19 protein-coding genes and 4 tRNA genes are annotated in these 22,217 nt (G+C 40.3%); 8 read left to right on the top strand and 15 right to left on the bottom strand.

Annotated elements, in window-relative coordinates:
* Positions 1-73: 73 nt before the first annotated feature.
* On the top strand, positions 74-1,534 hold the full coding sequence (locus FTV03_RS06140; protein ID WP_180040520.1) for a S9 family peptidase: 1,461 nt from the start codon (positions 74-76) through the stop codon (positions 1,532-1,534).
* A 181-nt stretch (positions 1,535-1,715) separates the two neighbouring features.
* Positions 1,716-1,976 carry a hypothetical protein gene (locus FTV03_RS06135; RefSeq protein ID WP_180040519.1) on the top strand — a complete coding sequence of 87 codons (261 nt, stop codon included), beginning with the start codon at positions 1,716-1,718 and terminating at the stop codon, positions 1,974-1,976.
* A 74-nt stretch (positions 1,977-2,050) separates the two neighbouring features.
* Here FTV03_RS06135 and FTV03_RS06130 read toward each other — a convergent pair whose 3' ends face one another.
* The 7 genes from FTV03_RS06130 to FTV03_RS06100 all read right to left on the bottom strand — a co-directional run bounded on the left by FTV03_RS06130 (position 2,051) and on the right by FTV03_RS06100 (position 5,690).
* Complete coding sequence (locus tag FTV03_RS06130; protein WP_180040517.1) at positions 2,051-2,497, bottom strand: DUF2726 domain-containing protein; 447 nt, start codon at positions 2,495-2,497, stop codon at positions 2,051-2,053.
* Positions 2,498-2,555: 58 nt separating this feature from the next.
* Positions 2,556-2,631: transfer RNA gene (locus FTV03_RS06125), tRNA-Asn, on the bottom strand.
* A 257-nt stretch (positions 2,632-2,888) separates the two neighbouring features.
* Positions 2,889-2,964, bottom strand: a tRNA-Asn gene (locus FTV03_RS06120).
* 216 nt (positions 2,965-3,180) lie between these two features.
* A tRNA-Asn gene (locus FTV03_RS06115) sits at positions 3,181-3,256 on the bottom strand.
* A gap of 5 nt (positions 3,257-3,261) precedes the next feature.
* Positions 3,262-3,337: transfer RNA gene (locus FTV03_RS06110), tRNA-Asn, on the bottom strand.
* Between the two features lie 811 nt (positions 3,338-4,148).
* A complete protein-coding gene (locus FTV03_RS06105; protein WP_180040515.1) occupies positions 4,149-4,775 on the bottom strand; it encodes a superoxide dismutase in 627 nt (208 codons plus the stop codon).
* A 156-nt stretch (positions 4,776-4,931) separates the two neighbouring features.
* Complete coding sequence (locus FTV03_RS06100) at positions 4,932-5,690, bottom strand: Nif3-like dinuclear metal center hexameric protein (RefSeq protein WP_180040513.1); 759 nt, start codon at positions 5,688-5,690, stop codon at positions 4,932-4,934.
* A 169-nt stretch (positions 5,691-5,859) separates the two neighbouring features.
* Between FTV03_RS06100 and FTV03_RS06095 the strand changes: the two genes are divergently transcribed.
* Positions 5,860-7,038: a S1C family serine protease gene (locus FTV03_RS06095; RefSeq protein ID WP_078191894.1), complete on the top strand. Its 1,179-nt coding sequence runs from the start codon at positions 5,860-5,862 to the stop codon at positions 7,036-7,038.
* Positions 7,039-7,223: 185 nt separating this feature from the next.
* Positions 7,224-7,481 (top strand): hypothetical protein, encoded by a 258-nt coding sequence (locus FTV03_RS06090; RefSeq protein ID WP_180004813.1) that lies wholly within the window; start codon positions 7,224-7,226, stop codon positions 7,479-7,481.
* A gap of 104 nt (positions 7,482-7,585) precedes the next feature.
* On the opposite strand, the gene FTV03_RS06085 is transcribed toward FTV03_RS06090, so the two are convergent.
* The 3 genes from FTV03_RS06085 to lipA all read right to left on the bottom strand — a co-directional run bounded on the left by FTV03_RS06085 (position 7,586) and on the right by lipA (position 12,078).
* Positions 7,586-7,972, bottom strand: a complete 387-nt coding sequence (locus FTV03_RS06085) for a carboxymuconolactone decarboxylase family protein (protein ID WP_180040511.1) — start codon at positions 7,970-7,972, stop codon at positions 7,586-7,588.
* 157 nt (positions 7,973-8,129) lie between these two features.
* A complete protein-coding gene (locus FTV03_RS06080) occupies positions 8,130-10,643 on the bottom strand; it encodes an acyl-CoA dehydrogenase (RefSeq protein WP_180040509.1) in 2,514 nt (837 codons plus the stop codon).
* Positions 10,644-11,064: 421 nt separating this feature from the next.
* A complete protein-coding gene (lipA, locus tag FTV03_RS06075; RefSeq protein ID WP_180010433.1) occupies positions 11,065-12,078 on the bottom strand; it encodes a lipoyl synthase in 1,014 nt (337 codons plus the stop codon).
* 206 nt (positions 12,079-12,284) lie between these two features.
* Here lipA and sthA point away from each other — a divergent pair, with 206 nt between their 5' ends.
* Both sthA and FTV03_RS06065 read left to right on the top strand, forming a co-directional pair.
* Positions 12,285-13,700 (top strand): Si-specific NAD(P)(+) transhydrogenase, encoded by a 1,416-nt coding sequence (gene sthA, locus FTV03_RS06070; protein WP_078190237.1) that lies wholly within the window; start codon positions 12,285-12,287, stop codon positions 13,698-13,700.
* Between the two features lie 142 nt (positions 13,701-13,842).
* Positions 13,843-14,955, top strand: coding sequence for an AAA family ATPase (locus FTV03_RS06065; RefSeq protein WP_180004940.1), 1,113 nt, complete (start codon positions 13,843-13,845; stop codon positions 14,953-14,955).
* Positions 14,956-14,990: 35 nt separating this feature from the next.
* Here FTV03_RS06065 and chrA read toward each other — a convergent pair whose 3' ends face one another.
* Positions 14,991-16,229, bottom strand: coding sequence for a chromate efflux transporter (gene chrA, locus FTV03_RS06060; RefSeq protein ID WP_180040507.1), 1,239 nt, complete (start codon positions 16,227-16,229; stop codon positions 14,991-14,993).
* 336 nt (positions 16,230-16,565) lie between these two features.
* On the opposite strand from chrA, the gene FTV03_RS06055 reads away from it, so the two are divergent.
* The gene (locus FTV03_RS06055) at positions 16,566-17,549 is read left to right on the top strand and encodes an alpha/beta hydrolase (protein ID WP_257220698.1); all 984 of its coding nucleotides are present in this window, start codon (positions 16,566-16,568) and stop codon (positions 17,547-17,549) included.
* A 93-nt stretch (positions 17,550-17,642) separates the two neighbouring features.
* On the opposite strand, the gene FTV03_RS06050 is transcribed toward FTV03_RS06055, so the two are convergent.
* Entirely contained in the window at positions 17,643-18,494 is an 852-nt protein-coding gene (locus FTV03_RS06050) for a pirin family protein (RefSeq protein ID WP_180040503.1), read from the bottom strand.
* Between the two features lie 102 nt (positions 18,495-18,596).
* Here FTV03_RS06050 and FTV03_RS06045 point away from each other — a divergent pair, with 102 nt between their 5' ends.
* Positions 18,597-19,508 carry a LysR substrate-binding domain-containing protein gene (locus FTV03_RS06045; RefSeq protein WP_180040501.1) on the top strand — a complete coding sequence of 304 codons (912 nt, stop codon included), beginning with the start codon at positions 18,597-18,599 and terminating at the stop codon, positions 19,506-19,508.
* 107 nt (positions 19,509-19,615) lie between these two features.
* Here the strand turns inward: FTV03_RS06045 and FTV03_RS06040 are convergent, their stop codons facing one another.
* The 3 genes from FTV03_RS06040 to FTV03_RS06035 all read right to left on the bottom strand — a co-directional run bounded on the left by FTV03_RS06040 (position 19,616) and on the right by FTV03_RS06035 (position 22,132).
* Complete coding sequence (locus tag FTV03_RS06040) at positions 19,616-20,572, bottom strand: TauD/TfdA family dioxygenase (RefSeq protein WP_180040499.1); 957 nt, start codon at positions 20,570-20,572, stop codon at positions 19,616-19,618.
* Between the two features lie 221 nt (positions 20,573-20,793).
* On the bottom strand, positions 20,794-20,928 hold the full coding sequence (locus tag FTV03_RS17920) for a hypothetical protein (protein ID WP_257220694.1): 135 nt from the start codon (positions 20,926-20,928) through the stop codon (positions 20,794-20,796).
* A complete protein-coding gene (locus tag FTV03_RS06035; RefSeq protein ID WP_180004934.1) occupies positions 20,921-22,132 on the bottom strand; it encodes an MFS transporter in 1,212 nt (403 codons plus the stop codon). The genes FTV03_RS17920 and FTV03_RS06035 overlap by 8 nt, the downstream gene beginning before the upstream one ends.
* Positions 22,133-22,217 lie beyond the last annotated feature (85 nt).

Genomic DNA, 22,217 nt, shown 5'->3' with positions numbered 1-22,217 from the left:
TGCTTTTTTTTATGCATTAATAAAAAGGCATGTAGTTTCATGCTTAAAGAATAATGATTAAAAAGGATATTTTATGAAACGTTCAAAAATAGCATTAGCTCTGACAGTTGCAGTTTCTATGCTGTCTTTAACCGCGTGTAATGACGATGATAATGACTCATCATCTTCGAATCAAAAATCAACATTTGTATCTGAAGCAAATTATGCTTTAGATACTGTAGACAATACATCGTCCATTAAAGTCATGACGTATAACATGACCAATGTGCAGGGGAAAGCCGCAACAGCAACGGCCTTAGTATTATTTCCAAAAGCTACACAACCTAAAGATGGGTATCGTGTTGTGGTATGGGAGCATGGAACAGTCGGGGCGGGAGATGAATGTGCGCCAAGTAAAAATGTAATTCATCCACGTTTTAAAATTCTGGCTAACACGCTTATGGCGGCAGGTTATGTAATTGTGGCACCAGACTATGAAGGTTTAGGTACGAAGGGGGTGCATCCATACCTCAATTTATCGAGTGCGGCAAATTCGGCACTTACTGCGGTTAAAGCGGCAAAAGAACATTATGGTAATCAACTCAATGGTCAGTGGATGTCGATCGGTCAATCGCAAGGTGGTCATGCATCCTTAGGGACGGCGGAATTTGCAAATACGGATGCAAACTATAAAGGGGCAGTGGCAGCCGCACCTGCATCGAGTTTGGGCACGATTATTAAGATTTATTTAGATCCAAAACTAAATGTTGATGCAAATGGTCAACCTAAAGCCCATGGAATGAATAGATTGGATGAAAAATTAGCACAAGTGCGTTATGCACTCAGTATAGGGCAGCTTTCAGAGGTTCAAGCACAAGTGTTAATCAGTCAAATTGCAGATGGTTATGCTGAGCTTTTGGCATATGCTGCATTGACCAGTTCGGGTATTAAGGCCTATGAGCCAAATTATGATTTAAAAAATATCTTTACTGCTGATGCAGGTATTATTGCAGAAAAAGCCTATGGACGTACAGGGGATGATGGTGCATGTTTAAGTTATGCCGATCCAAATGGTGCAGATGGTTTGCAAGAACAGTTTAAAGCAGCTGTGATTGAATTCTTAAGAGATCCAACGCATACGGTTTCACAGTACGGCATTGATTTGAATAAAATCGATACCGACCCAGTTGTTCAGAAATTTTTAAATGATAATCAGCCAGCGACAAATATAACTGCAGCTAAAGTGATTAAAGCCCCTGTTTATATTATTCAAGGTGCAAATGATCAGGCAGTTATTCCTGTGGTTACGCAAGCGCTATTTGCAAATATGAAAACGCAAGCGACGAAGTATTTTCCAGAGGCAAATTATGCTGAAGGTTATCAATTAGACGTTGTACCAAATGCAAGTCATACACAGGCGATTATCTGTAGAAATGCGCAAGCGGTCGAATTTATTCAAGCTAAAATGTCTGCAGGTACAGGTATCGATTTAACCAATGAACAAAAAGATGCGAGCCAGAGTCCACATTGTACAGGTGTAGCCGCTTCAAGCTAAGTTTTTCAATAATAAAAAAGGAGCATGTCTCCTTTTTTATTGCATATTGGATTGTTAATCATTAAATCCTTGAAAATGAGAGGCATAGTTAGTTCGAGCAAAGAATGTTATGAAGACTTGAGCGAAATTTGTTTTTTGCTATATTGGGCGTCGAATTATTTATGTAAATGAAAGAATCGTTATGTCTGAAGTTAAGCCAAAACCCAATACCAAAAAGATGATCATTCTGATGGCACTCGGGCTGTTGATTCCTATATTTTTGGTTAGTATGGCTTTTCTTGCAGTCAATAGTGATGCCAAAAACCAAGAAAAATATAAGCAACAACAAGCTGAAATGATTGAACGCATTAAAGCAAAAGAAGCACAAGATGAGGCTTTGGCTGCCGAGGCGGACCAAGCAGTATCAGAAGTGTTGGTTACTCAAGAGTCAAATGCTCAATAAAATTCAGCTTACATTGTGGATGTGAATGTAATGCGCATTCACTCACCGTAATAGTTTTAATGAAGTATTTATAACTATTTGCTTACATCATGCCTGAGCGTATGAACTGTTGGAATGCTGGTGTAGCGGATGACACGGTAGCCAGCTTCTTCAAGCATTGCATCTCGTTCAGCATCTTCTTGCTCTTTACCTATATGGCTTGGGTCATCCAGTTCGATAATCACTAGTACATTGTAAGTTTGGTCGAGTATGACAAAATCAGTGACTTTTCGATTAAATCTATTCCTAATTTTATAATTTTGATTGGTGATCAGTGCGCTAAAAGCCACTTGGGCTAAAATGTGGTCGTTCGGAAATGCTTCATTTAAACGATGAAACATCTTACTTTCAAAGGCAGTGATTACACGACGTGGGAAAAACTTTTGTTTGCTTTTAAACAGTCTGGGAAAGACTAAGCAGACAAGGGCAAAAGTTGCCATGCAACCAATAATAAAAAATATGAACTGACTGAGATCTAGCACGGAATAAACTACATATATGAAAAAAGCCCACGTCATAATGCGTGGGCTTTTTAGAATTTGGCTCTCCAACCTGGGCTCGAACCAGGGACCTGCGGATTAACAGTCCGTCGCTCTACCGACTGAGCTATTGGAGAATCTGCACGCATTCTATGGGGCAAATGCAGTGAGGTCAAGTCAGAATTGCAAAAAATAAGGAAATTTAGGCTGAATGTATTAAATATAAACACCTTTAATATAAAGCGTTTTTAAAACTTAAGCTTTGACTATTCTTTCTAATGTAGATGGAGAGGTGGGTGAATAGTTTTTGTTATTGAGTAAGTTATTCTTATTTTAAAAAGAAAAGTCAGAGCGTAAAAAAAGCCCACGACATAATGCGTGGGCTTTTAGAATTTGGCTCTCCAACCTGGGCTCGAACCAGGGACCTGCGGATTAACAGTCCGTCGCTCTACCGACTGAGCTATTGGAGAATCTGAAACGGATTCTAAAGATGTATGGCAGGGTGGTCAAGCCTGATTTAAATAAAATACAGAAAAATCAAATTAAGTGTTTTAAAAATAGCCTAATCAGACAACTTGGTACATATACGGATACTTTTAGGAAAGCAAAAACAAAAAAGTATGTATGCTTTGCTTAAACAGTAGGCAATAAAAAACCCACTTCGTAATGAGTGGGTTTTTAGAATCTGGCTCTTCCACCTGGGCTCGAACCAGGGACCTGCGGATTAACAGTCCGTCGCTCTACCGACTGAGCTATGGAAGAATAGATGGCTCTCCAACCTGGGCTCGAACCAGGGACCTGCGGATTAACAGTCCGTCGCTCTACCGACTGAGCTATTGGAGAATCTGATGCGCATTTTAGGGATGAATTTTAAAGTGGTCAAGCAGATTTGATGAAATGACTATTTGAATGTTTTTTTATTGTTCAAGTCTAGAAATTTTTTCTTAAATAGCGGTTATTTTTGAAGTTTTTTATATCATCTAGGTTGCTGATTTGCTTTATCGTCAAATTTTGTAGATTTAAATTTTTAAGCGTAGTTATACGTTTCTCTTGATCTAAAGGAATTATAATTTGGAATAATAAATATATTTCTAAAATTTGATGGTTTGCGAAGGTATCTAAATGAAATTTAGAAAAAGACATAACAGGTTTAATGGTGTTTTGGAGTAGATTAAAAAGATTTTGATTGTGTTTGAATACAATCCTTAATAAATATTCATTACCGACAGGTAATAGTTTGTAGTGACTTTTTGTGTTGTTAATGGATATGCTTTCTAGTTGATCATAGTTAAACTGAATTTTCATTATATAAAGTTGAATTATACAATGACTTTCGAAAAATCTAATTTGTGGCAGTCCATTTTTGATGATAAGTAAAATTAAGACGAATTCCATAATTGATAATCCAGTCAATATTAGTGCTGAATTAAAGCTATATTTAATAGATTCTTGAACATAAGAGTAACTCACATACTGGATTATAGTGATAAAGATAAACATCACTAATATTTTGGTATATTTTGCTTTTATGATTAGTAATGGCTCTTGATTCATTCTTTTGTGTAGTATTGTTTGTTGTGGCAGTATGATATTTAAAGCATAAAAAATCACCCTAAAAGGGTGATTTTTTTGACTTTTGAATAAGTTTTAAAACTTATTTTTCAACGCCAGCAGCTTGACCTGCATATTTAGCGTTTGCATAGTCCCAGTTCACTAGGCTTTCTAAGAAAGTAGAGATGTATTTAGGACGAGCGTTACGGAAGTCGATGTAGTAAGCATGTTCCCAAACGTCGATAGTCAACACTGCAACTTTACCGTGAGCAAGTGGAGTGTCAGCATTTGAAGTTTTAAGGATAGAAAGGTTGCCGTTTACTTCGTCAGCAACTAACCAAGCCCAACCTGAACCGAACTGAGTTGCAGCAGCATTTGCAAATTCTTCAGCGAATTTTTCGTAAGAACCGAAAGCTTCGTCAATTTTAGCAGCCAATGCGCCAGTAGCTTTACCACCACCGTTTTTAGCCATACAGTTCCAGTAGAACGTGTGGTTCCAAACTTGAGCTGCATTGTTGAATACGCCTGCTTTAGAAGCATCGCCTTTAACTGCAGTGATGATTTCTTCTAAAGATTTGCCTTCAAGATCAGTACCAGCGATTAGGTTGTTAAGATTAACAACATAAGTATTGTGGTGTTTGTCGTGATGGTATTCTAAAGTTTCTTTACTGATGTGCGGAGCAAGATCTTCGTAACCGTAAGGTAACGCTGGTAAAGTAATCGTTGTCATGTTTTCAATTCCTTGCATTTTGCTGGGTTTTGACATTAAGTGCCGTTATTGTAATAGATTCTTGCAGTAAAATGCGCATTGCTTATAAATAACAATACAGAATAAAGCCTGAAAATATACGTATAAGGACTGAGCCAAAGACCAGGACGATTTAAATTAAATCGGGTTGTTTAATTCGAAATAACTATACTCAATATTGAACTGTTCTGAAATAGCTTTTGCGAGTCGTTGTACACCATATCTTTCAGTTGCATGATGTCCGCAGGCATAATAATGCACATTTAATTCTTCAGCTTCGTAAAAAGTACGTTCACTCACTTCACCTGAAATGTACGCATCACAATCTAATGCAGCGGCTTTGCCAATAAAGTCTTGTGCGCCACCCGTACACAAACCAATTTTTTGAATAGAGGGTTTATCTGCCGGTAGGTGAATGACATTAAATCCTAATTTTTCAGAAACAAAGTCTTTAAACGCCGCTGGAGTCATTGCTTGTTTTAAATAGCCAACATTGCCAATAGGATTGCGTTCAGTAGGACCTAAAGCTTCAATATTTTCCAATTCGAGCAAATCAGCTATCGCTGCATTATTACCTAAAGTAGGGTGACTATCTAAAGGTAAGTGATAACCAACGAGTGAAATATCGTTTTTGATCAGGCTTTTGATGCGTTTGCCGCGCATACCAGTGATTGGGTAAGCTTCACCTTTCCAAAAATAACCATGGTGTACCAATAGCAAATCAGCTTTTGCTGCGATTGCGGCTTCAATCGCTGTTTGTGACGCGGTAACTGCACATAAAATTTTATGCACTTCTGCTGAGCCTTCAATTTGCAAGCCATTGGGAGCATAGTCCTTAAATTCATGTGCTTTGAGTGTGCTGTCACACCACTGAATAATTTCACTTAACTGAGCCATATACTGTCCAAAATCTCAAAAAGATGCATCAAAATTTACGATTGTTTAAATTGTAACTAAAGAATCACAAATCTCTGTGTTTATTTTTAAGTTTGTTGAAAATATTACATTACAATACGATATAAATTATTTAGCCATCAATGAATTATAAAATTTAGAGGATATAGACGTGCGTCGGACCTTTACATGGTTACCTTGGGTATTATTAATACTTGTGATCATCGGTTTCTTTACATGGCAACAGGTTCAAAAACCTAAAGCACCCATTGCCCCAGATGGGGTTAAAATGCCTGCAGAAAAGGTTGAGCCCCTCATTGATACGTCGCGTACAGGCGGTGTAGTTTCGTATAGTGCTGCGGTAAAAGTTGCTGCGCCAGCGGTTGTCAATATTTTCACTACGCAAAAAGTGAAACAATTGGATCATCCTTTATTAAATGATCCGGTTTACCGTGAGTTTTTTGGTAATCAACTTCCAGATCAAACTAATCAAAACGAAAATAGTTTAGGTTCAGGTGTGATTGTTCGTCCAGATGGCTATATTTTGACGAATAACCACGTGATCGCACAGGCCGATCAGATCGTTGTGGCTTTACATGATGGTCGTCGTGCTGAAGCGAAAGTTGTGGGTACAGACCCAGATACAGACCTAGCTGTGATTAAGATTGAAATGAGTCAATTACCGGTTTTGCCATTTAAGCTAAGTGGCAATGAAGTCGGTGATGTCGTCCTAGCGATTGGTAACCCTTTTGGCGTAGGTCAGACGGTTACACAAGGGATTATCTCAGCTACAGGTCGTTCAGATTTGGGAATCAACACTTACGAAGACTTTATTCAAACAGATGCGGCGATCAACCCCGGTAACTCTGGTGGTGCTTTAATTGATGTTGCAGGGAACTTAATTGGTGTAAATACCGCGATCTTCTCGCAGTCAGGTGGCTCTTTGGGGATTGGTTTTGCCATTCCTGCAAAAGTGTGCCAACAAGTGCTGAACGCTATTTTAAAAGATGGGCGAGTGGTACGTGGTTGGTTAGGTATTAGTTTACTTCCAATTAAACAAGAAAATATTTTAGATCCACGTGTGAATGGTGTGATTGTTGCAGATGTCATTCGTAATGGACCTGCAGCACAAGCAGGTTTAAAACGTGGTGATAAAATCATGAAAGTGAATAATGAGCTGATTACCTCGACCTCACATTTAATCAATTACGTTGCACAGCAAGCGCCATTGAGCACTATGCAAATTGATATTGAGCGAGATGGTAAGGCGATGACATTGCCGGTACAAGTAGGAGAGCGTAAACCGCAAACTCAAAACAGTGACTCGCAATATATTCCATTACCACGTTAGTATAGAAAATCCCTCTTCCTGAGGGATTTTTTTTGAGTTCCTTTTTTGCACATCGCTTTTAAGTGCATCGTTTGGGCCAAACAATGCGCTTTGAAATTGAAATATCAATTACAAAAATGCATTGCACGCTTTGCTGAATTTGGCTTAATTTATAAGCAATAATAATTAGATAAGCGTATAAGAATATGAGCTTTTTACCCGCAGAATATGCCAAAGTTTTATCCAGTCAAGCCAATTTAGATATCGCCTTATATAAGACACGTTTGGCTTTGCTGATTGAGGAAAATGCCAAACAGGGGAATACCGCCGTATTTACGGTTTTACCCAAGCATTTAGCTTTAGAAGAGATTCGAAGTTTATCTGCTGAGCTTACAGAATTGGGATATCAAGTTCGATTTGAAGTGAATGAATTCTTCTATAATTTTAATGTCTACTGGATTTGATTCGGGATTCACTGCATTTAAGGTCGTAAGTTAAAAACAAGATGAAACCCTTTAGAAAACCACGATAATCGCAGTTTTCTAAAGCCGTTTTATAACGCAGTATCTTATTCAGATTTTTGATAGTCGTTAATCACTTCAAGCGCTGCACGAAAGGCTTCTTGAGTTGCTGGTGCGCCACAATATGGCAAACTATGAAGTAACACTTCCTGAATTTCATCTACAGTCGCCCCATTATTTAAAGCCCCTCGGACATGACCTTTGAGTTCTGTCGGACTTTTTTGTGCAGTTAAAAAGGCAATGGTAATCAGTGAGCGATATTTGCGGGGTAAAACACCTTCGCGTTGCCAAGTTGAACCCCATGCATGCTCATTAATCCAATCTTGCAAAGGTTGAGTAAATGGCACGGTATTATCTTGCGCACGTTTGACGAAACTTTCACCCATAACTTCAGTACGAACTTTTAAGCCATTTTCATAATCTTGTTGTGACATGTAGCAAACCCTCTGTGATGTAATTTTGCAATACAGCCTATACCTTTGACTCTGCGATACCATTGGCTGATGGTCGTATAAAAAAGCCATCCCATTGTTTAACAGTGGAATGGCTTTTATTTTGAGAAATAAAGCTTAAAAGCGATGCAGAAGCTGATTAATAACGCAGGAAGGCTTCTGGTTCATCATCGGTGTGTTGTTGCTTTTTCACTTCTGGTGTAACGGTTAAATGTGGATTGGATAACTCAAGTTCGTGGATGAGCTGCATGTCAAATACATCTGTGAGCATGCTGTCATAACGTTGAATGTTGTAAGTGCTGAGCTGTTCAGCTTCAGAGGCTGTAATGAATTTTTGTGCAATTGCATCGGCTATATGTGCTTCAAAAGTTAAACCTTTGAATTGGCCTTTAGATTCAGCTTTTTTAAATTGGTTCCACAGCGGTTCAATTTTCAACAATTGTAAAAAGGCATTTTCCATACGACCAGAAACTTCATCTGCTGCTGTGCTGTAATACACGTGCTTTTTCAGTTCTTGGCGGAAAGTATTGTCTAGCATCATTTGAGTGGCAACTTCACGTTTTAAGCGGTCTGTCGGTTTAGCAACAACTCGTCCAAACGGAAAGCAGATGATTTTTACTACACTTGCCGCTAGTCGCATTGGGAAGTTATCAAATAAGCCATGGAATGCTTCTTCGACATTGTACAAAGCTTTATCTAATGCAAGTTGCGCATGTAATTGTTCAGCTTCACTTCTTTGACCTTGTTCATAATATTTAAGAATAGCCGTTGCTATAAATAAATAAGAGTGAATGTCTGCAAGTCGGCCCGAAAGCATTTCTTTACGTTTAATATCGCCGGCTAAAAGGCCAAGACACATATCTCCAGTCAGCGCGAAATCGGCACTGAATCGATTAATTTTTTTATAGTAGGGGCGGCTAAATTCATCTGCTGAAGCAGGTGAGTCTGATGGGCCACCTGTGAACGCATAAGCAAAGGCGCGTGCAGTTCGGTTAAAGGTATAGCCTAAGTGCTTAAAGAGCATTTCATTGAATGTATTGAGTGCAGCGTTTTTATCTTCGGCTTGAAGTAATTGTAGCTCTTCAAATAAATATGGATGGCACCGCATGGAGCCTTGTCCAAAAATCATCAGAGAGCGACTTAGAATATTGGCACCTTCGACAGTAATTGACACAGGAATGGCCTGATAATTCAAAGCTAAAAAATTACGAGGTCCCATTTGCACGGCACGTCCACCGACGATGTCCATGCCATGATTCACCACTTTCCGCATGGTTTCAGTGGCATAGTATTTGGCCATTGCAGTCATTACAGCAGGTTTGCCGCCTTGGTTTAAACCACAAGTCACCAAATAGCGAAATGCTTCAAGCATATAAGCATCTGATGCGATATCACTCGAAGCTTCTTGTACACCTTCAAAATTACCTACAGAAATTTTAAACTGCTGACGAACTTTGGCAAATGCACCAACATTTAAATATGCCATTTCTCCGGCTGCCGTTGACAAAGCTGGGAGTGAAATGCCACGACCAACCGCTAAACATTCCATCAGCATACGCCAGCCTTTGCCGGCATTTTCAATCCCACCAATGATCCAGTCTAAGGGAATAAAGACATCTTTACCTTCAACTGTCCCATTCATAAATGGTGAGCCTGGATTATGACGAGGGCCTGTAATGACACCGTCATGACTCGCCGGTAGCAGCGCGCAGGTGATGCCATATTCCGTTTTATTTTTATCTCTCAATAAGCCATCTGGATCGTAAAGTTTAAATGCCAGACCAATGACGGTAGCAATTGGTGCAAGAGTAATCCAGCGTTTGGAGAAGTTCATGTTTAAGCCGAGCACCTGTTGTCCCTCAAAAGTGCCATAACAGACGACACCTGTATCTGGAATAGCGCCTGCATCTGAACCGGCTTCAGGGCTGGTGAGTCCAAAACATGGAATTTCTTCACCTTTGGCAAGGCCAGGGAGGTATCGATCTTTTTGTGCTTCGGTACCATAGTGTAGAAGCAATTCCCCTGGTCCAAGCGAGTTGGGCACCATACAACTGACTGCGGCAGTCAGTGAGCGGGATGCAATCTTGCTCATGACACGGCTTTGTGCAAATGAACTAAATTCACGTCCTCCATACGATTTTGGAATCACCAGTCCTAAGAAACCATTATCTTTAATGAATTGCCAAGCTTCTGGTGGGAGGTCTTTATGTTTATGGTGAATATCCCACTCGTTGAGCATGCTACAAAGTTGCTCAACTTCATTATCAATGAAAGATTGTTCTTCAGCACTGAGCTGAGGATAGGGATAAGCCTCAAATTTTTTCCAATCAGGCGCGCCCATAAATAGCTCTTTTTCCCACCAACTGGTTCCTGCATCCAATGCTTCACGTTCCGTAGTACTCATACTCGGCATCGCATTTGCTAAGGATTTATAGGCAGGTTTGGTGAGCAGATTGAGTCTCAGTGGGTCAATCAGCACGATTAAACTTAAAGCAATTAGAGGGATGCCAAGTATTAATGACCATGGGCTTAAAAAGGCGAGTGCAATTGAAACGAATATCAGTGTTATTGCGCCTACAGCTCGTGAAAGTTCAAAGAAAAAAACGGCCCAAAGAGCAAAAATAAAGAGTACGGCACTGAGTATAAATAGCATTTGTTATGGCTCCAGTGACAAGGGCCAGAGCGTTATGCGTTTAAAACAGCCTACATGCGTTTAAAATGATCTCATCTTTTGTCTTTCTGATTTTAAAGTGCATGAGACTGTCAAAATGGCATCACTCGGCTGGTGAGTATGATTGGACAATTGCGCGAATATAATGAAAGCGCAAATAAAGTGTTATCAATAGATTGATTAATAAATGATCACAACACAATCCCTATCGGGCAAAGAAATGTCACATTACGTAAACTTGGATAATTCGATATATTGGATGAATATTGGATACTGTTTAAGGAACACACAATTTTCGAAAGATGTTATATTGGGAAACGAATTGGGCTTAGTGTGAAAGCCACAAAAAAAGCCCTCAATCAATGAGGGCTTTTAATTTGCGATGTTTTAAATCTTAGTGTAATTAGGCTTCAATCGCTTGAACTGCAATTTTCTTTGCAGGATCAGTTTTACGACGTACCGCAGGCACTGGCTCACCATAGTATTGACGGTCAGCAAAGTAACTTGAACGGACCATTGGTGCAGCCCAAATGTTTTTGAAACCAAGCTTTTGGCCATGTGCAGTGTAACGCTCAAATTCTTCTGGGCTTACAAAACGGTCAATAGGGGCATGTTCTTTAGAGGGCTGTAAGTACTGACCAATGGTGACATAGTCAACATCATGTGCTTTTAAGTCGTCTAATAACGCGATCACTTCTTCTTCAGTTTCACCAATACCGACCATCAAACCACATTTAGTTGGTACATCTGGGCAGTATTCTTTAAACATTTTTAATAAGTTTAGAGAGTGTTGGTAGTCAGAACCTGGACGCATTGCTTTATACAAACGTGGCACAGTTTCAATGTTGTGGTTAAACACATCAGGAGGGCACTCCGTCATGATACGAAGGGCAACATCCATACGACCACGGAAGTCAGGAACTAGAATTTCCAAAAGTGTTTTTGGGCTCAAGTTTCGAGCTTCTTTAATACAGTCAACAAAGTGCTGTGCGCCGCCATCAACTAGGTCATCACGGTCGACCGACGTAATTACGGCATATTTCAAACCTAGATTGGCAATGGTTTCTGCCATGTGACGTGGTTCATCTGGGTCAAGAGCATTGGGACGACCATGCGCAACGTCGCAGAATGGGCAACGACGAGTACAGATATCGCCCATAATCATAAAGGTTGCAGTACCGCCACCGAAACATTCAGGTAAGTTCGGGCAAGCCGCTTCTTCACACACGGTATGTAATTTTTGTGCGCGTAAAGTTGTTTTAATACGTTGAACTTCATCAGGGGCAGCCATTTTGACCCGAATCCAGTCAGGCTTACGAGGCGTTTCAACCGTTGGCACGACCTTCACAGGTATGCGAGCGACTTTTTCTGCGCCACGAAGTTTTACACCCTGTACAGGTTTACGGTTCTCAGACATATTCAACTTTTCCACTGTTTTTGACGAGGAGATATTCAAAAAATTAGCTCGATCATTATAGCGGACTTGAGCTTAAATAGGGGGAAAACGATATTCATATAATAAATGTGGTTATCACATAATATATGTGAGCTAAATATCCAAAAAAGTTAGGATATACGTCATAATACAGCCTAGATTAAAGAATATTTGTAAAGGAGCGTTGAATGCCACGTAAGAAAGAGGTCGTTAGTGGAACTTTCGTGAAATACGATGCGGTAGTTCTGGGTTCTGGCCCTGCGGGTGAAGGCGCTGCAATGAAACTTGCTAAATCAGGTAAGCGAGTTGCAATTGTAGATATGCGTGAACAGCTTGGTGGTAACTGTACCCATGTAGGAACAATTCCAAGTAAAGCATTACGTCAGACCGTTTCAAGCATTTTACGTTACCAACGTGACCCTATGTTCCAAAAAGTCGGTGAATGGAAACAGTTCACGATGAAACAGGTGTTACGTAATGCGCATAAAGTGATTCAACAACAAGTTGAAACGCATTCACGTTTTTATGACCGTAATAAAATTGATATTTTCCACGGCCGTGCGTATATCCAAGATCAAAACACTGTTTTGATTTTTAGCAATGAAGGTATGACGGAAACTTTAGTATTCCAGCAATTAGTGATTGCGACAGGTTCACGTCCTTACCGTCCTGCTGCTTTAGACTTTAATCATCCTCGCGTATTTGATTCAGACAAAATTTTGGATCTGGATTATTCAATCCAAAAAATCATCATTTATGGTGCAGGTGTGATTGGTTGTGAATATGCGTCTATCTTTATTGGTTTAGACCATAAAGTAGACTTGATCAATACACAGCACAAATTACTCAGCTATTTAGACGATGAAATCTCAGATGCATTGTCATATCGTTTACGTGAGCAGGGTGTACTGATTCGCCACAACGAGCAGATTGATCATCTTGAAACACATGATGATCACGTGGTTCTTCACTTGCAAAGTGGTAAGAAAATTAAAGCGGATGCGATTTTGTGGTGTAACGGCCGTTCTGGTAATACCGATGGTTTAGGCCTAGAAAATGTAGGTATCAAACCAAACAGCCGTGGTCAATTAACTGTGAATGATCAATATCAAACTGAAGTAGAGAATATCTTTGCTGCGGGTGATGTAATCGGTTGGCCTTCACTTGCATCTGCTGCATATGACCAAGGTCGTTGTGCCGGTTCTAACATGAGCGGTGAAGAAGGAATTGCACCTGTAACGGATATTCCTACGGGTATTTATACCATTCCTGAAATTTCTTCGATTGGTAAAACTGAACAACAGTTAACAGAAGAAAAAATTCCGTATGAAGTGGGTCAGGCATCTTTCCGTCATTTGGCACGTGCGCAAATTACGGGCGACACCGTGGGTGAGCTTAAAATCTTGTTCCATCGTGATACTTTAGAAATTTTAGGTGTTCATTGCTTCGGTAATAATGCTGCGGAAATTATCCACATTGGTCAGGCCGTGATGAATAGCCCGAACAATACGATTAAATATTTCGTAGAAACCACATTTAACTATCCGACTATGGCGGAAGCGTACCGTGTTGCAACATTGAATGGTATGAACCGCTTATTCTAAGGTTGAATTGAACTTAGAATGTGCAATAAAAAACCCGTGAGTTTCGGCTTGCGGGTTTTTTATTGGTAGAATAAAGTGCATACAAAATATACAGTCAATAAACTCATTATCATCAGCATTTCCAACTCATTTTAGGTAGCTTATGACGATCCGTTCAGTGACCATTCAAGGTTTTCGATCTATTCATCATATGAATCTGACCTTATCGCGTCTGAATATTGTCAGTGGTCCGAATGGTTGTGGTAAATCCAATCTATATAAAGCTGTACGTCTCCTGCATGAAGCTGCAAATGGCCAATTATCCCAAGCTATTGCAAATGAGGGCGGGATTCAAAAAATCATGTGGGCAGGTGGTCACCGTGCGGGTGATCGATCGAAAGACCCTAAGCGCATGAAGCTTGCAGTGGAGATGGAGCATTATGAATATCAACTTGAAATAGGTTTTCCTGAACCGCTCATCACCTTGTTTGCACTCGATCCTTTGGTCAAAGTAGAAGGGATTTGGTTAAGCGGCTATCAACGTCGAAAAATGAGTGAGTTGTTGGAAAGAACCAACCAAGCGGCATTTCTTAAAAATGTTGATGAAGAACGGATTGCTTATCCGATGGCATTAACACCAGAAGAGTCGGTGTTTGGACAATTGTCCGATCCACACTTATATCCCGAAGTTTCACAAGTGCGTGAGACCATGAAAAACTGGCGTTTTTATCATGAGTTTTCTGTCAGTGGAAATTCACCGATCCGTGTCCCACAGGTGGGCATTCGTTCGCCAGTTTTAGCGCATGATGGTACAAATTTAGCTGCGGCTTTTGAAACCTTGCGTGAGCGTGGTAACAGTGAAACCTTGTTTGAAGTACTAGAAAAAGCCTTTCCGCAGACCCAATTTTATGTGCAGGAAATGGGTGGGCGCTTTCAAATGATGATGCAAAAGCAAGGGATCTTAAGACCTTTGGAAAGTGCCGAATTTTCAGATGGGACTTTACGGTTTTTGTGTTTAGCTGTGGCTTTATTGAGTCCAAGACCCCCAAATTTTATGGCACTGAATGAGCCAGAAAATAGCTTACATCCCGATTTATTACCTGCCTTGGCGATGCTGATTGCCGAAGCAAGTCGCTATACGCAGCTTTGGTTGACCACACATTCCAATGAACTGGTTGAAATGATCAAACAGTATAGTGATGTGCAGCATTATCAACTGGATCAGGTCGAGGGGAAAACTGTGGTCAAGGGCGCAAGCTTAATCGATGAGGATTAATTTACTCCTTGAGTTCTAGTTTTTTTTGCTTAAGTTTAAAAAGGCAGAAAAGTTAAAAAAGCGTAATAGCCGATAAAACTGCTTATTAAGCTGAACCAAACTGGCAGTTTGCTGCGAAGTAAAGCAATAACGACGGCAACAAATATAAAGTCTGTCCATTGAATGATGTATTTTTGGCTCATTTGAAATAGTAGACACAGTAATAAACCAACGACAGCCGCATTGATTATTTTTAAGGTGCCAAAAAGCATCGGGTATTTCATCAATTTATTCCAAAACGGTAATAAGCCAAACAATAATAAAAATGATGGTAAAAATATCGCTAACGTCGCGAGTGCGGCATTCAAGATTGGCACATCGGTCATGGGTAAAAGTGTGCCGAGATAGGCGGCGAAACTAAACAAAGGTCCCGGCATGAGTTGTGCAAGGGCATAGCCTAAGTCAAAATTTTCATTACTGATCAGTCCTGTAGAGACAAAGTCCTGATGTAAAAATGGCAAAATAATATGTCCACCACCAAAGACGAGGGATGCTGTGCGGTAGAAGCTTTCTAAGCTGAAAGCCAATATATTGCTATGTTGTATATCGAAGAATGGCAGAACGAAAAAAGGGCTGATAAAGGCGAGAAGCCATAGCCAAGAGGTGCAAGTATTTTCATGTGCATTCCGGCTAAAATTATCATGTTTGGGTGGAAATGTTTCGGCGATATTTGGCTTTTGGCTGTGTAATTGATTTGACGATAAAACTAAACCGATAATTGCAGCGCATAAAATCACCAAAACTTGATTTAAAGAAAATTGAAAGAAATAAATAAAAAATGCAGCTAAAAGCATGACTAGATACTGAAATTTTGTTTTACAGAAGCTTCGCATCATTTGCCAAAATGCCCATGCAACAACGGCTAGTACAATTAACTGAATAACATGAAAGAATAAAGTTGAGAGTTGATTACTGAGTTTTATACTTAAAGTGGCCGCGGCACACATCAGCAGGGCTGAAGGTAAAGTAAATCCTAACCATGCAAAACAAGCACCTTGATAGCGGTTGAGTTGAAATCCAATTGCCATGCCGAGCTGGCTACTGGTTGGGCCTGGAAGGACTTGAGTCAAGGCAAGCAAATGCGCATATTCATGCTCCGTTATCCATTTTTCTTGTTTCACAAAATATTGAAAAAACAACACTAAATGCGCAGCAGGTCCACCAAATGCAATACACCCTAATCTTAAAAAGGTGAGAAAGATGACAAGGTTTCGTTGTGGTATGGACTGGCTCATGCGTTACCAATATTAAAAATCGAAATAAGGTTATGAATTTCTAAAGGATAAAATCTTGAATGTTAAAAGATTTTAAAGGTCGATTATTGCAGGAGCATGTAAGTCCTGCTTCAAATATATTCTGAAGCACTTTGCAGAGAAAACGATAATTGGATAAAGTGACATAGTACTGTCCCACATACACATGGCATCGGTTTCTGCCGCTGATTAGCATCAGCATTTACACATAAAATATTTTGTCTAAAAATGACTTCTCCAAAATCAGACACCTTATCAGAAATTTTGAGTGCCTTATTTAAGTGGTTGATGAGTGGCATTGCATCGTTACTTTCAATCATGGCATTTGCAGATGATCAGCTACCTGCTACACAACCATTAGCAAGTTATGCAGATCAAAACAGTTGGCAGGACATTCAGCCCTATCTACCTAAAGAATACCATTTAACCGAAACGCAGCGCCCTAAAGAAGAGTGGTGGAATTGGCAGGGTCATACTGTTCACTTAGATACCTATCGAAATCCACAGGCAAAAGTGAAGGTGATTCTGTTTCATGGTGTAGGAACAAATGGTCGACAAATGTCGATGATTTTGGGGCATCCTTTGGCACAGCGTGGCTATGAAACTATCGCTATTGATATGCCCGGTTATGGCCTCACCCAAGTCAAAAAGGGCTCAAAAATTCGTTATGATGATTGGGTTCAAGCAGGCAATGACCTCATTGAAGCTGAGCTACAAAAAGATCATCGTCCTATCGTTTTGTATGGGCTCAGTGCTGGTGGTATGTTGACCTATCACGTGGCGGCAAAGAATAAAAAGGTCAAAGGCATCGTCGGGATGACCTTTTTAGACACTTCAAATCAAACCGTGCGTGATCAAGTCTCTTTAAATAAATTTATGAGCCGCGTGGGCAGTCCAATGACTCATGTGACAGCACATACACCATTATCAGCATTGCCAATGCCGATGCGTTGGGTAAGTAAAATGCACCGTTTGGTGAATAATGAGGCGGCATTGCAGGTCTTTATAAAAGATAAAACGTCAGCTGGGAATAGTGTATCGGTTAAATTTCTAGATTCGTATTTATATTATAAAAATGATACGCCACCGGAGCAGTTTAATGTCTGCCCAATTCTACTGACGCAGCCTGAACAAGACCGCTGGACACCTTTGGCTTTAAGCCAGCCATTTTTAGCACGGATTCATCAAGTTCCAGTCGATGTCGTCATGTTAAAAAACGCAGGACATTATCCTTTGGAACAACCGGGACTTGATCAAATGGTCAATGCAATCGATGCGTTTTATCAAAAAGTCACGCAATAATCTGTTGAAAGCGTGATGCGTAATTCATACCAACATAGATATAAAAAACCGCTAGAAGGCGGTTTTTTTATTGGGACTTTATCGTGGAAATATTTAAGCAAAATGACCATGTTGAAAATCATAAAATGCCTGACGTATTTCATCTTCAGTATTCATTACGAATGGTCCATGTGCCGCAATAGGTTCATTTAAAGCTTCGCCACTTAAAATAAGCAGTTTGGTTGCTTCAAAAGATTTAAGTTTCAAGGACGATACTTGGTCACTGACATATAAAGTCTGTTTCGCATCAAAGCGTTGACCTTCAATTTCGATCGCGCCACTTAATACAAAAATCATGTTATTCCACTGTGGGTTGAATGAAAATTCCTGTTCAGCATTTGCATTCAAGCGCACATCCAACACATTCATCGGGCTAAAGGTTTCAGCTGCACCCATTGTGTCTTCAAATTGGCCAGCAATGACGCGTACCACGCCTGCATTTTGTGCAAGCTTTACTTCAGCAATATTGGCTGTAGTCAGTTCTTGATAGCGAGGTTCAGTCATTTTGGCATGACTAGGTAAATTGACCCAAAGTTGTACCATGTCTAAATTTCCGCCTGTTTTGGCAAAATCTTTAGAATGGTGCTCTTCATGCATAATGCCTCGACCTGCGGTCATCCATTGCACTTCGTCTTTGGCAATACTGCCGTGATTTCCTTTAGAGTCAAAATGCTCCAATTCACCTTCATAAACAATGGTCACTGTTTCAAAGCCACGGTGTGGATGTGATCCAACACCACGTTGATAGTGACTTGGAGAGAAATGATATTGGCCGGTATAGCCCATAACGAGGAATGGACTGGTTTGATTGCCCATTTCTTGCATAGGGAGCATAGAGTTTGTTGGGAAGCCATCGCCCACCCAAGTCCTACGATCACTATGATAAACACGTTTGATTGAATTCATAATTCAGCCCTCAATTTAATGCTTCTGTGATCTATTATTGAGGTATAGTGAGGGAATGACTGGGCGAAAAACTCAACAGATTATTCTAAAAATGAAACAATCATGCAAAATTTAAATGACTATTACTACTTGGTGCAAGTGGTGAAATACCAAGGTTATACCAAAGCCAGTGAAGCATTGGGTATTACAAAGTCTAAGCTATCACGCCGTATTACAGAGTTAGAGACCCGTTTGGGTGTACGTCTGATTCAACGTAATACGCGAAAATTTACAGTAACTGAAATAGGACAACAGTTCTATTTGCATTGCTTAAAAATTTTAGAGGAAGTCAGCGAAACGGAAAACTTTGTGCTTAGTACGTTGAATGACCAACTCTGTGGCCAAATTAAAATCTCTTGTCCTGTGGCTTTGGTGGAAATGCCTGTTGCCAAAATGGTCACTGATTTTATGCAGCAATATCCAGACATTAGTGTGCATCTGATGGCGACCAATCATCGGGTTGATGTGATTGAGGAAGGCGTAGATTTAGCCATTCGTGTGCGTAATATGCCTTTATTGGATAGTGATTTGATCGTTCGAGATTTAGATGCTTGGGATCATGTTTTGGTGGCATCGCCACAACTTTTCTTCGAGCGTGAAATTCCACAGCAATTGGCTGAGATTCAAAATTTTCCGTGTATTGGTTTTGACCGACCTAAACATTTTTGGGATTTCCGACATCGTGAAAAAAGTGAAACCCAACAAATTGAATTTCATCCACGCTTAAGAACTGACAGTTTTAGTGCGATGATTTCTGCTGCTCTTTCTGGCGTAGGAATCGCATCTTTGCCCAAAGTGTTTGTACGTGATGCTTTAAAAAGTGGTGAGTTAATAGGGCTATTTCCTGAATGGCAATTGCCGCAAGGGGCCATCCATGTTGCCTACGCGACACGACAAGGCATGCTGCCGGGTGTGCGTGCGATGTTAGACCATTTGATTTCAGGTTTTAAGGCCTTAGATATAGATCATCCGTAATTTGAGCAGTGTTCTTATTGTTTTCATATTCTAATTATTTTGGGTTATTGCTCAAACACGGATTTTGCTGTTTTATTTATTTTTTATTGTTGGCATGAAGTTCAACATTAGTATGGTCGTCCTCCTGCTAAGCTAATTCGCTTTAATAAGCGGCGTTGGTCTGAAGGGAAAGGGCGGCGTGAGTGTAATGTCGCTTGGTTATCCCAAAATACAATGTCACCTTCTTCCCATTGATGTTCATATCGAAACTCAGGTTTCAATAAATGTTCACGTAAAGATGCAATCAATTCACTGCCTGACTGATCATCGTAGTGAACCAATTCCACTTCAGATCGTTCATTTAACCACAGCCCTTTACGGCCACTTTCTGGATGGGTACGTACAAGCGGATGTGGATAAGCATGTCCAACAATCGGGTGGTCTTTGAAACGATATAGCGGTGTAGCGCCATATCCCGTTGTGCCTTTATTATTTTTGGCACGGACAAATGGGTTATAGGTAATGAGTTGAAGTTGGTCTAAATGTTTTTGTGTCGCTTCATCTAAAGCTTCATAGGCTTTAATAGTGTTATACCATGAGGTTTGTCCACCGTCTTGTGGCAGTTCAATGGCATAGAGTAATGAACCAAATGATGGCAGTGGAGTCCACTGATGGTCTGCATGCGCAGCCAATTCACCATGTCCAGTATAGTCTCCTTTACCGACTGCATTTGACACAGGTACGACGTCTGGTGGTGTACCGGTATCATCTTGTGACGCCAGCACAGGAATATCTGCATCGGGACGGAAGATTGAACCGAAGTAACTTGCAAACGCGAGATACTGTAAATCATCTAGACTTTGATGTTTGAAAATTAAAATCAAGTGTTCTGCCAACGCTTGTTTTAAACGGTAGATGGTTTCCCCAGACTGTGCTTTACGCGCATCTAAACCATAAACCACAGCCCCCAAAGCTTGGTCATGTTGCGCTTCAATACGAATTTCATTGCCATCTTGAAATTGTTCTGCTTGATGCCAACGTGGAGCATCATGGATGGCTTGTGAAAGTTGAGTTAATGCGGTCATTTCATAAGTTCTCAAATTGTTCTTTATTGAGACTTAATCTATGGAAGAAAGCGCAGGATGGAAAATTAAAAAATAAGCTAAGTTTATGAAAAAACGTATGATTAATACTAATATGCTGAAAATGCAGCTTTTATTGAATCGTGTAGAAAATAGCTAAAAAACTGCTGTTGTAGTGTTGATAAAACAGCAGTTTGAATTGGAATTATTGCTTCAATACGTCTTTAATGTGCACAAAACGCTTGGTTAAAGTATTCGAATAATTCAGGCGTTTGGCTCCATAAGCCGATGGACAATGCCAACAAGGCCAGAATACTGATGCCAATACTGAGCCGGAACCACAGTGTTGAATTAGTCATGAATGACACTTTCCTCATTAACCATGAAATGTACCAATACTCCAAAAATACTCAGGACAATCGAAAAAATCCAAATGGCATTATAGTTACCGGTTATATCGTGGTTCACACCACCCAACCAACCACCAAAAAATGAACCGACTTGATGAGTAAAGAATACGATACCACTTAGCATACTGAGATATTTAACGCCAAACATATTGGCTACAATACCGTTGGTGAGCGGTACGGTAGAAAGCCATAGTAGACCCATAATGACGCCAAATGCATAGATTGTCCATGTGCTTAAAGGCAGCAAAAGAAAGGCAATAATGGCAATGCCACGTAAACCATACAGTCCCATTAACAGCTTTGGTTTGGAATATTTGCCACCGAGCCAACCTGCTGTGTAGGTGCCGACAATATTAAACAGTCCAACGAGCGCTAGGAAAATAGTGCCTGTAGTGGCATTAAAGCCATGATCGATTAAATATCCCGGAAGATGGATGCCAATAAACACCACTTGGAAGCCACAGACAAAGAAACCGAGTGCTAGAAACCAAAAGGGTTTATGCTCCCAAGCCAATTGCAAAATTTGTTTAAAAGTCAGAGAGGCTTCATGCGTATTGGTTGCATTTGGTGCAACATACATTGGTGCTTTTAGCATCCAAGCTAAAGGAATAATAAGTGCAATTAAAATGGCGCTGACCACCAAAGCTGAAGACCAACCAAATTTTTGCAGTAACAGTAACGTAGAGGGCAGCATAATGAACTGACCAAAAGAACCTGCGGCACTGGCAATACCCATGGCTAAACTACGTTTGTCTGGATGCGCTGCACGACCTACGGCAGAAAGTAATACTGGAAATGAAGTGGCTGAGAGAGCCAAACCCAGGATTAAACCTGCGCTTAAATTAAGCAGTAAACCGGTAGAGCTGACGGCCATGAGTAATAGTCCGAGGGCATATAATGCACCCCCGACGGCGACCACGATCTTACTGCCATATTTATCTGCAAAAGCCCCAGTAATCGGCTGCACAGCACCCCAAATTAAGTTTTGCATGGCAATGGCAAGGCTAAATACGTTATGTCCCCAACCAAATTCATCACTCATCGGCACGAGATAGAGGCCAAATGCATGACGCACCCCTAAAGACAATGCCAAAATAATTGCACTGCCAATGAGCATGTAAATCAGGGGCTTCGAGAAACGAGTATCAGACATACAGCAGTCTACATTCTTTAAATTTAATCCAATGGTATTCGAATAAACGCAGAGTTGCGATTAAATTTAATTCACCAAACAATAA

This window comes from Acinetobacter sp. YH12218, assembly GCF_013417925.1.
GTDB classification, from domain to species: Bacteria; Pseudomonadota; Gammaproteobacteria; order Pseudomonadales; family Moraxellaceae; genus Acinetobacter; species Acinetobacter amyesii.
The sequence above is the reverse complement of the archived record's forward strand: the minus strand, read 5'-3'. Positions and strand labels throughout refer to the sequence as shown.

Coding starts and splice junctions, on each gene's coding strand:
- sthA (WP_078190237.1), top strand. CDS start 12,285: ATGCCACGTAAGAAAGAGGTCGTTAGTGGAACTTTCGTGAAATACGAT.
- FTV03_RS06140 (WP_180040520.1), top strand. CDS start 74: ATGAAACGTTCAAAAATAGCATTAGCTCTGACAGTTGCAGTTTCTATG.
- FTV03_RS06045 (WP_180040501.1), top strand. CDS start 18,597: ATGCAAAATTTAAATGACTATTACTACTTGGTGCAAGTGGTGAAATAC.
- FTV03_RS06100 (WP_180040513.1), bottom strand. CDS start 5,690: ATGGCTCAGTTAAGTGAAATTATTCAGTGGTGTGACAGCACACTCAAA.
- FTV03_RS06135 (WP_180040519.1), top strand. CDS start 1,716: ATGTCTGAAGTTAAGCCAAAACCCAATACCAAAAAGATGATCATTCTG.
- FTV03_RS06050 (WP_180040503.1), bottom strand. CDS start 18,494: ATGAATTCAATCAAACGTGTTTATCATAGTGATCGTAGGACTTGGGTG.
- FTV03_RS06090 (WP_180004813.1), top strand. CDS start 7,224: ATGAGCTTTTTACCCGCAGAATATGCCAAAGTTTTATCCAGTCAAGCC.
- lipA (WP_180010433.1), bottom strand. CDS start 12,078: ATGTCTGAGAACCGTAAACCTGTACAGGGTGTAAAACTTCGTGGCGCA.
- FTV03_RS06085 (WP_180040511.1), bottom strand. CDS start 7,972: ATGTCACAACAAGATTATGAAAATGGCTTAAAAGTTCGTACTGAAGTT.
- FTV03_RS17920 (WP_257220694.1), bottom strand. CDS start 20,928: ATGACTAATTCAACACTGTGGTTCCGGCTCAGTATTGGCATCAGTATT.
- FTV03_RS06080 (WP_180040509.1), bottom strand. CDS start 10,643: ATGCTATTTATACTCAGTGCCGTACTCTTTATTTTTGCTCTTTGGGCC.
- FTV03_RS06055 (WP_257220698.1), top strand. CDS start 16,566: ATGGCATTTGCAGATGATCAGCTACCTGCTACACAACCATTAGCAAGT.
- FTV03_RS06065 (WP_180004940.1), top strand. CDS start 13,843: ATGACGATCCGTTCAGTGACCATTCAAGGTTTTCGATCTATTCATCAT.
- chrA (WP_180040507.1), bottom strand. CDS start 16,229: ATGAGCCAGTCCATACCACAACGAAACCTTGTCATCTTTCTCACCTTT.
- FTV03_RS06035 (WP_180004934.1), bottom strand. CDS start 22,132: ATGTCTGATACTCGTTTCTCGAAGCCCCTGATTTACATGCTCATTGGC.
- FTV03_RS06040 (WP_180040499.1), bottom strand. CDS start 20,572: ATGACCGCATTAACTCAACTTTCACAAGCCATCCATGATGCTCCACGT.
- FTV03_RS06105 (WP_180040515.1), bottom strand. CDS start 4,775: ATGACAACGATTACTTTACCAGCGTTACCTTACGGTTACGAAGATCTT.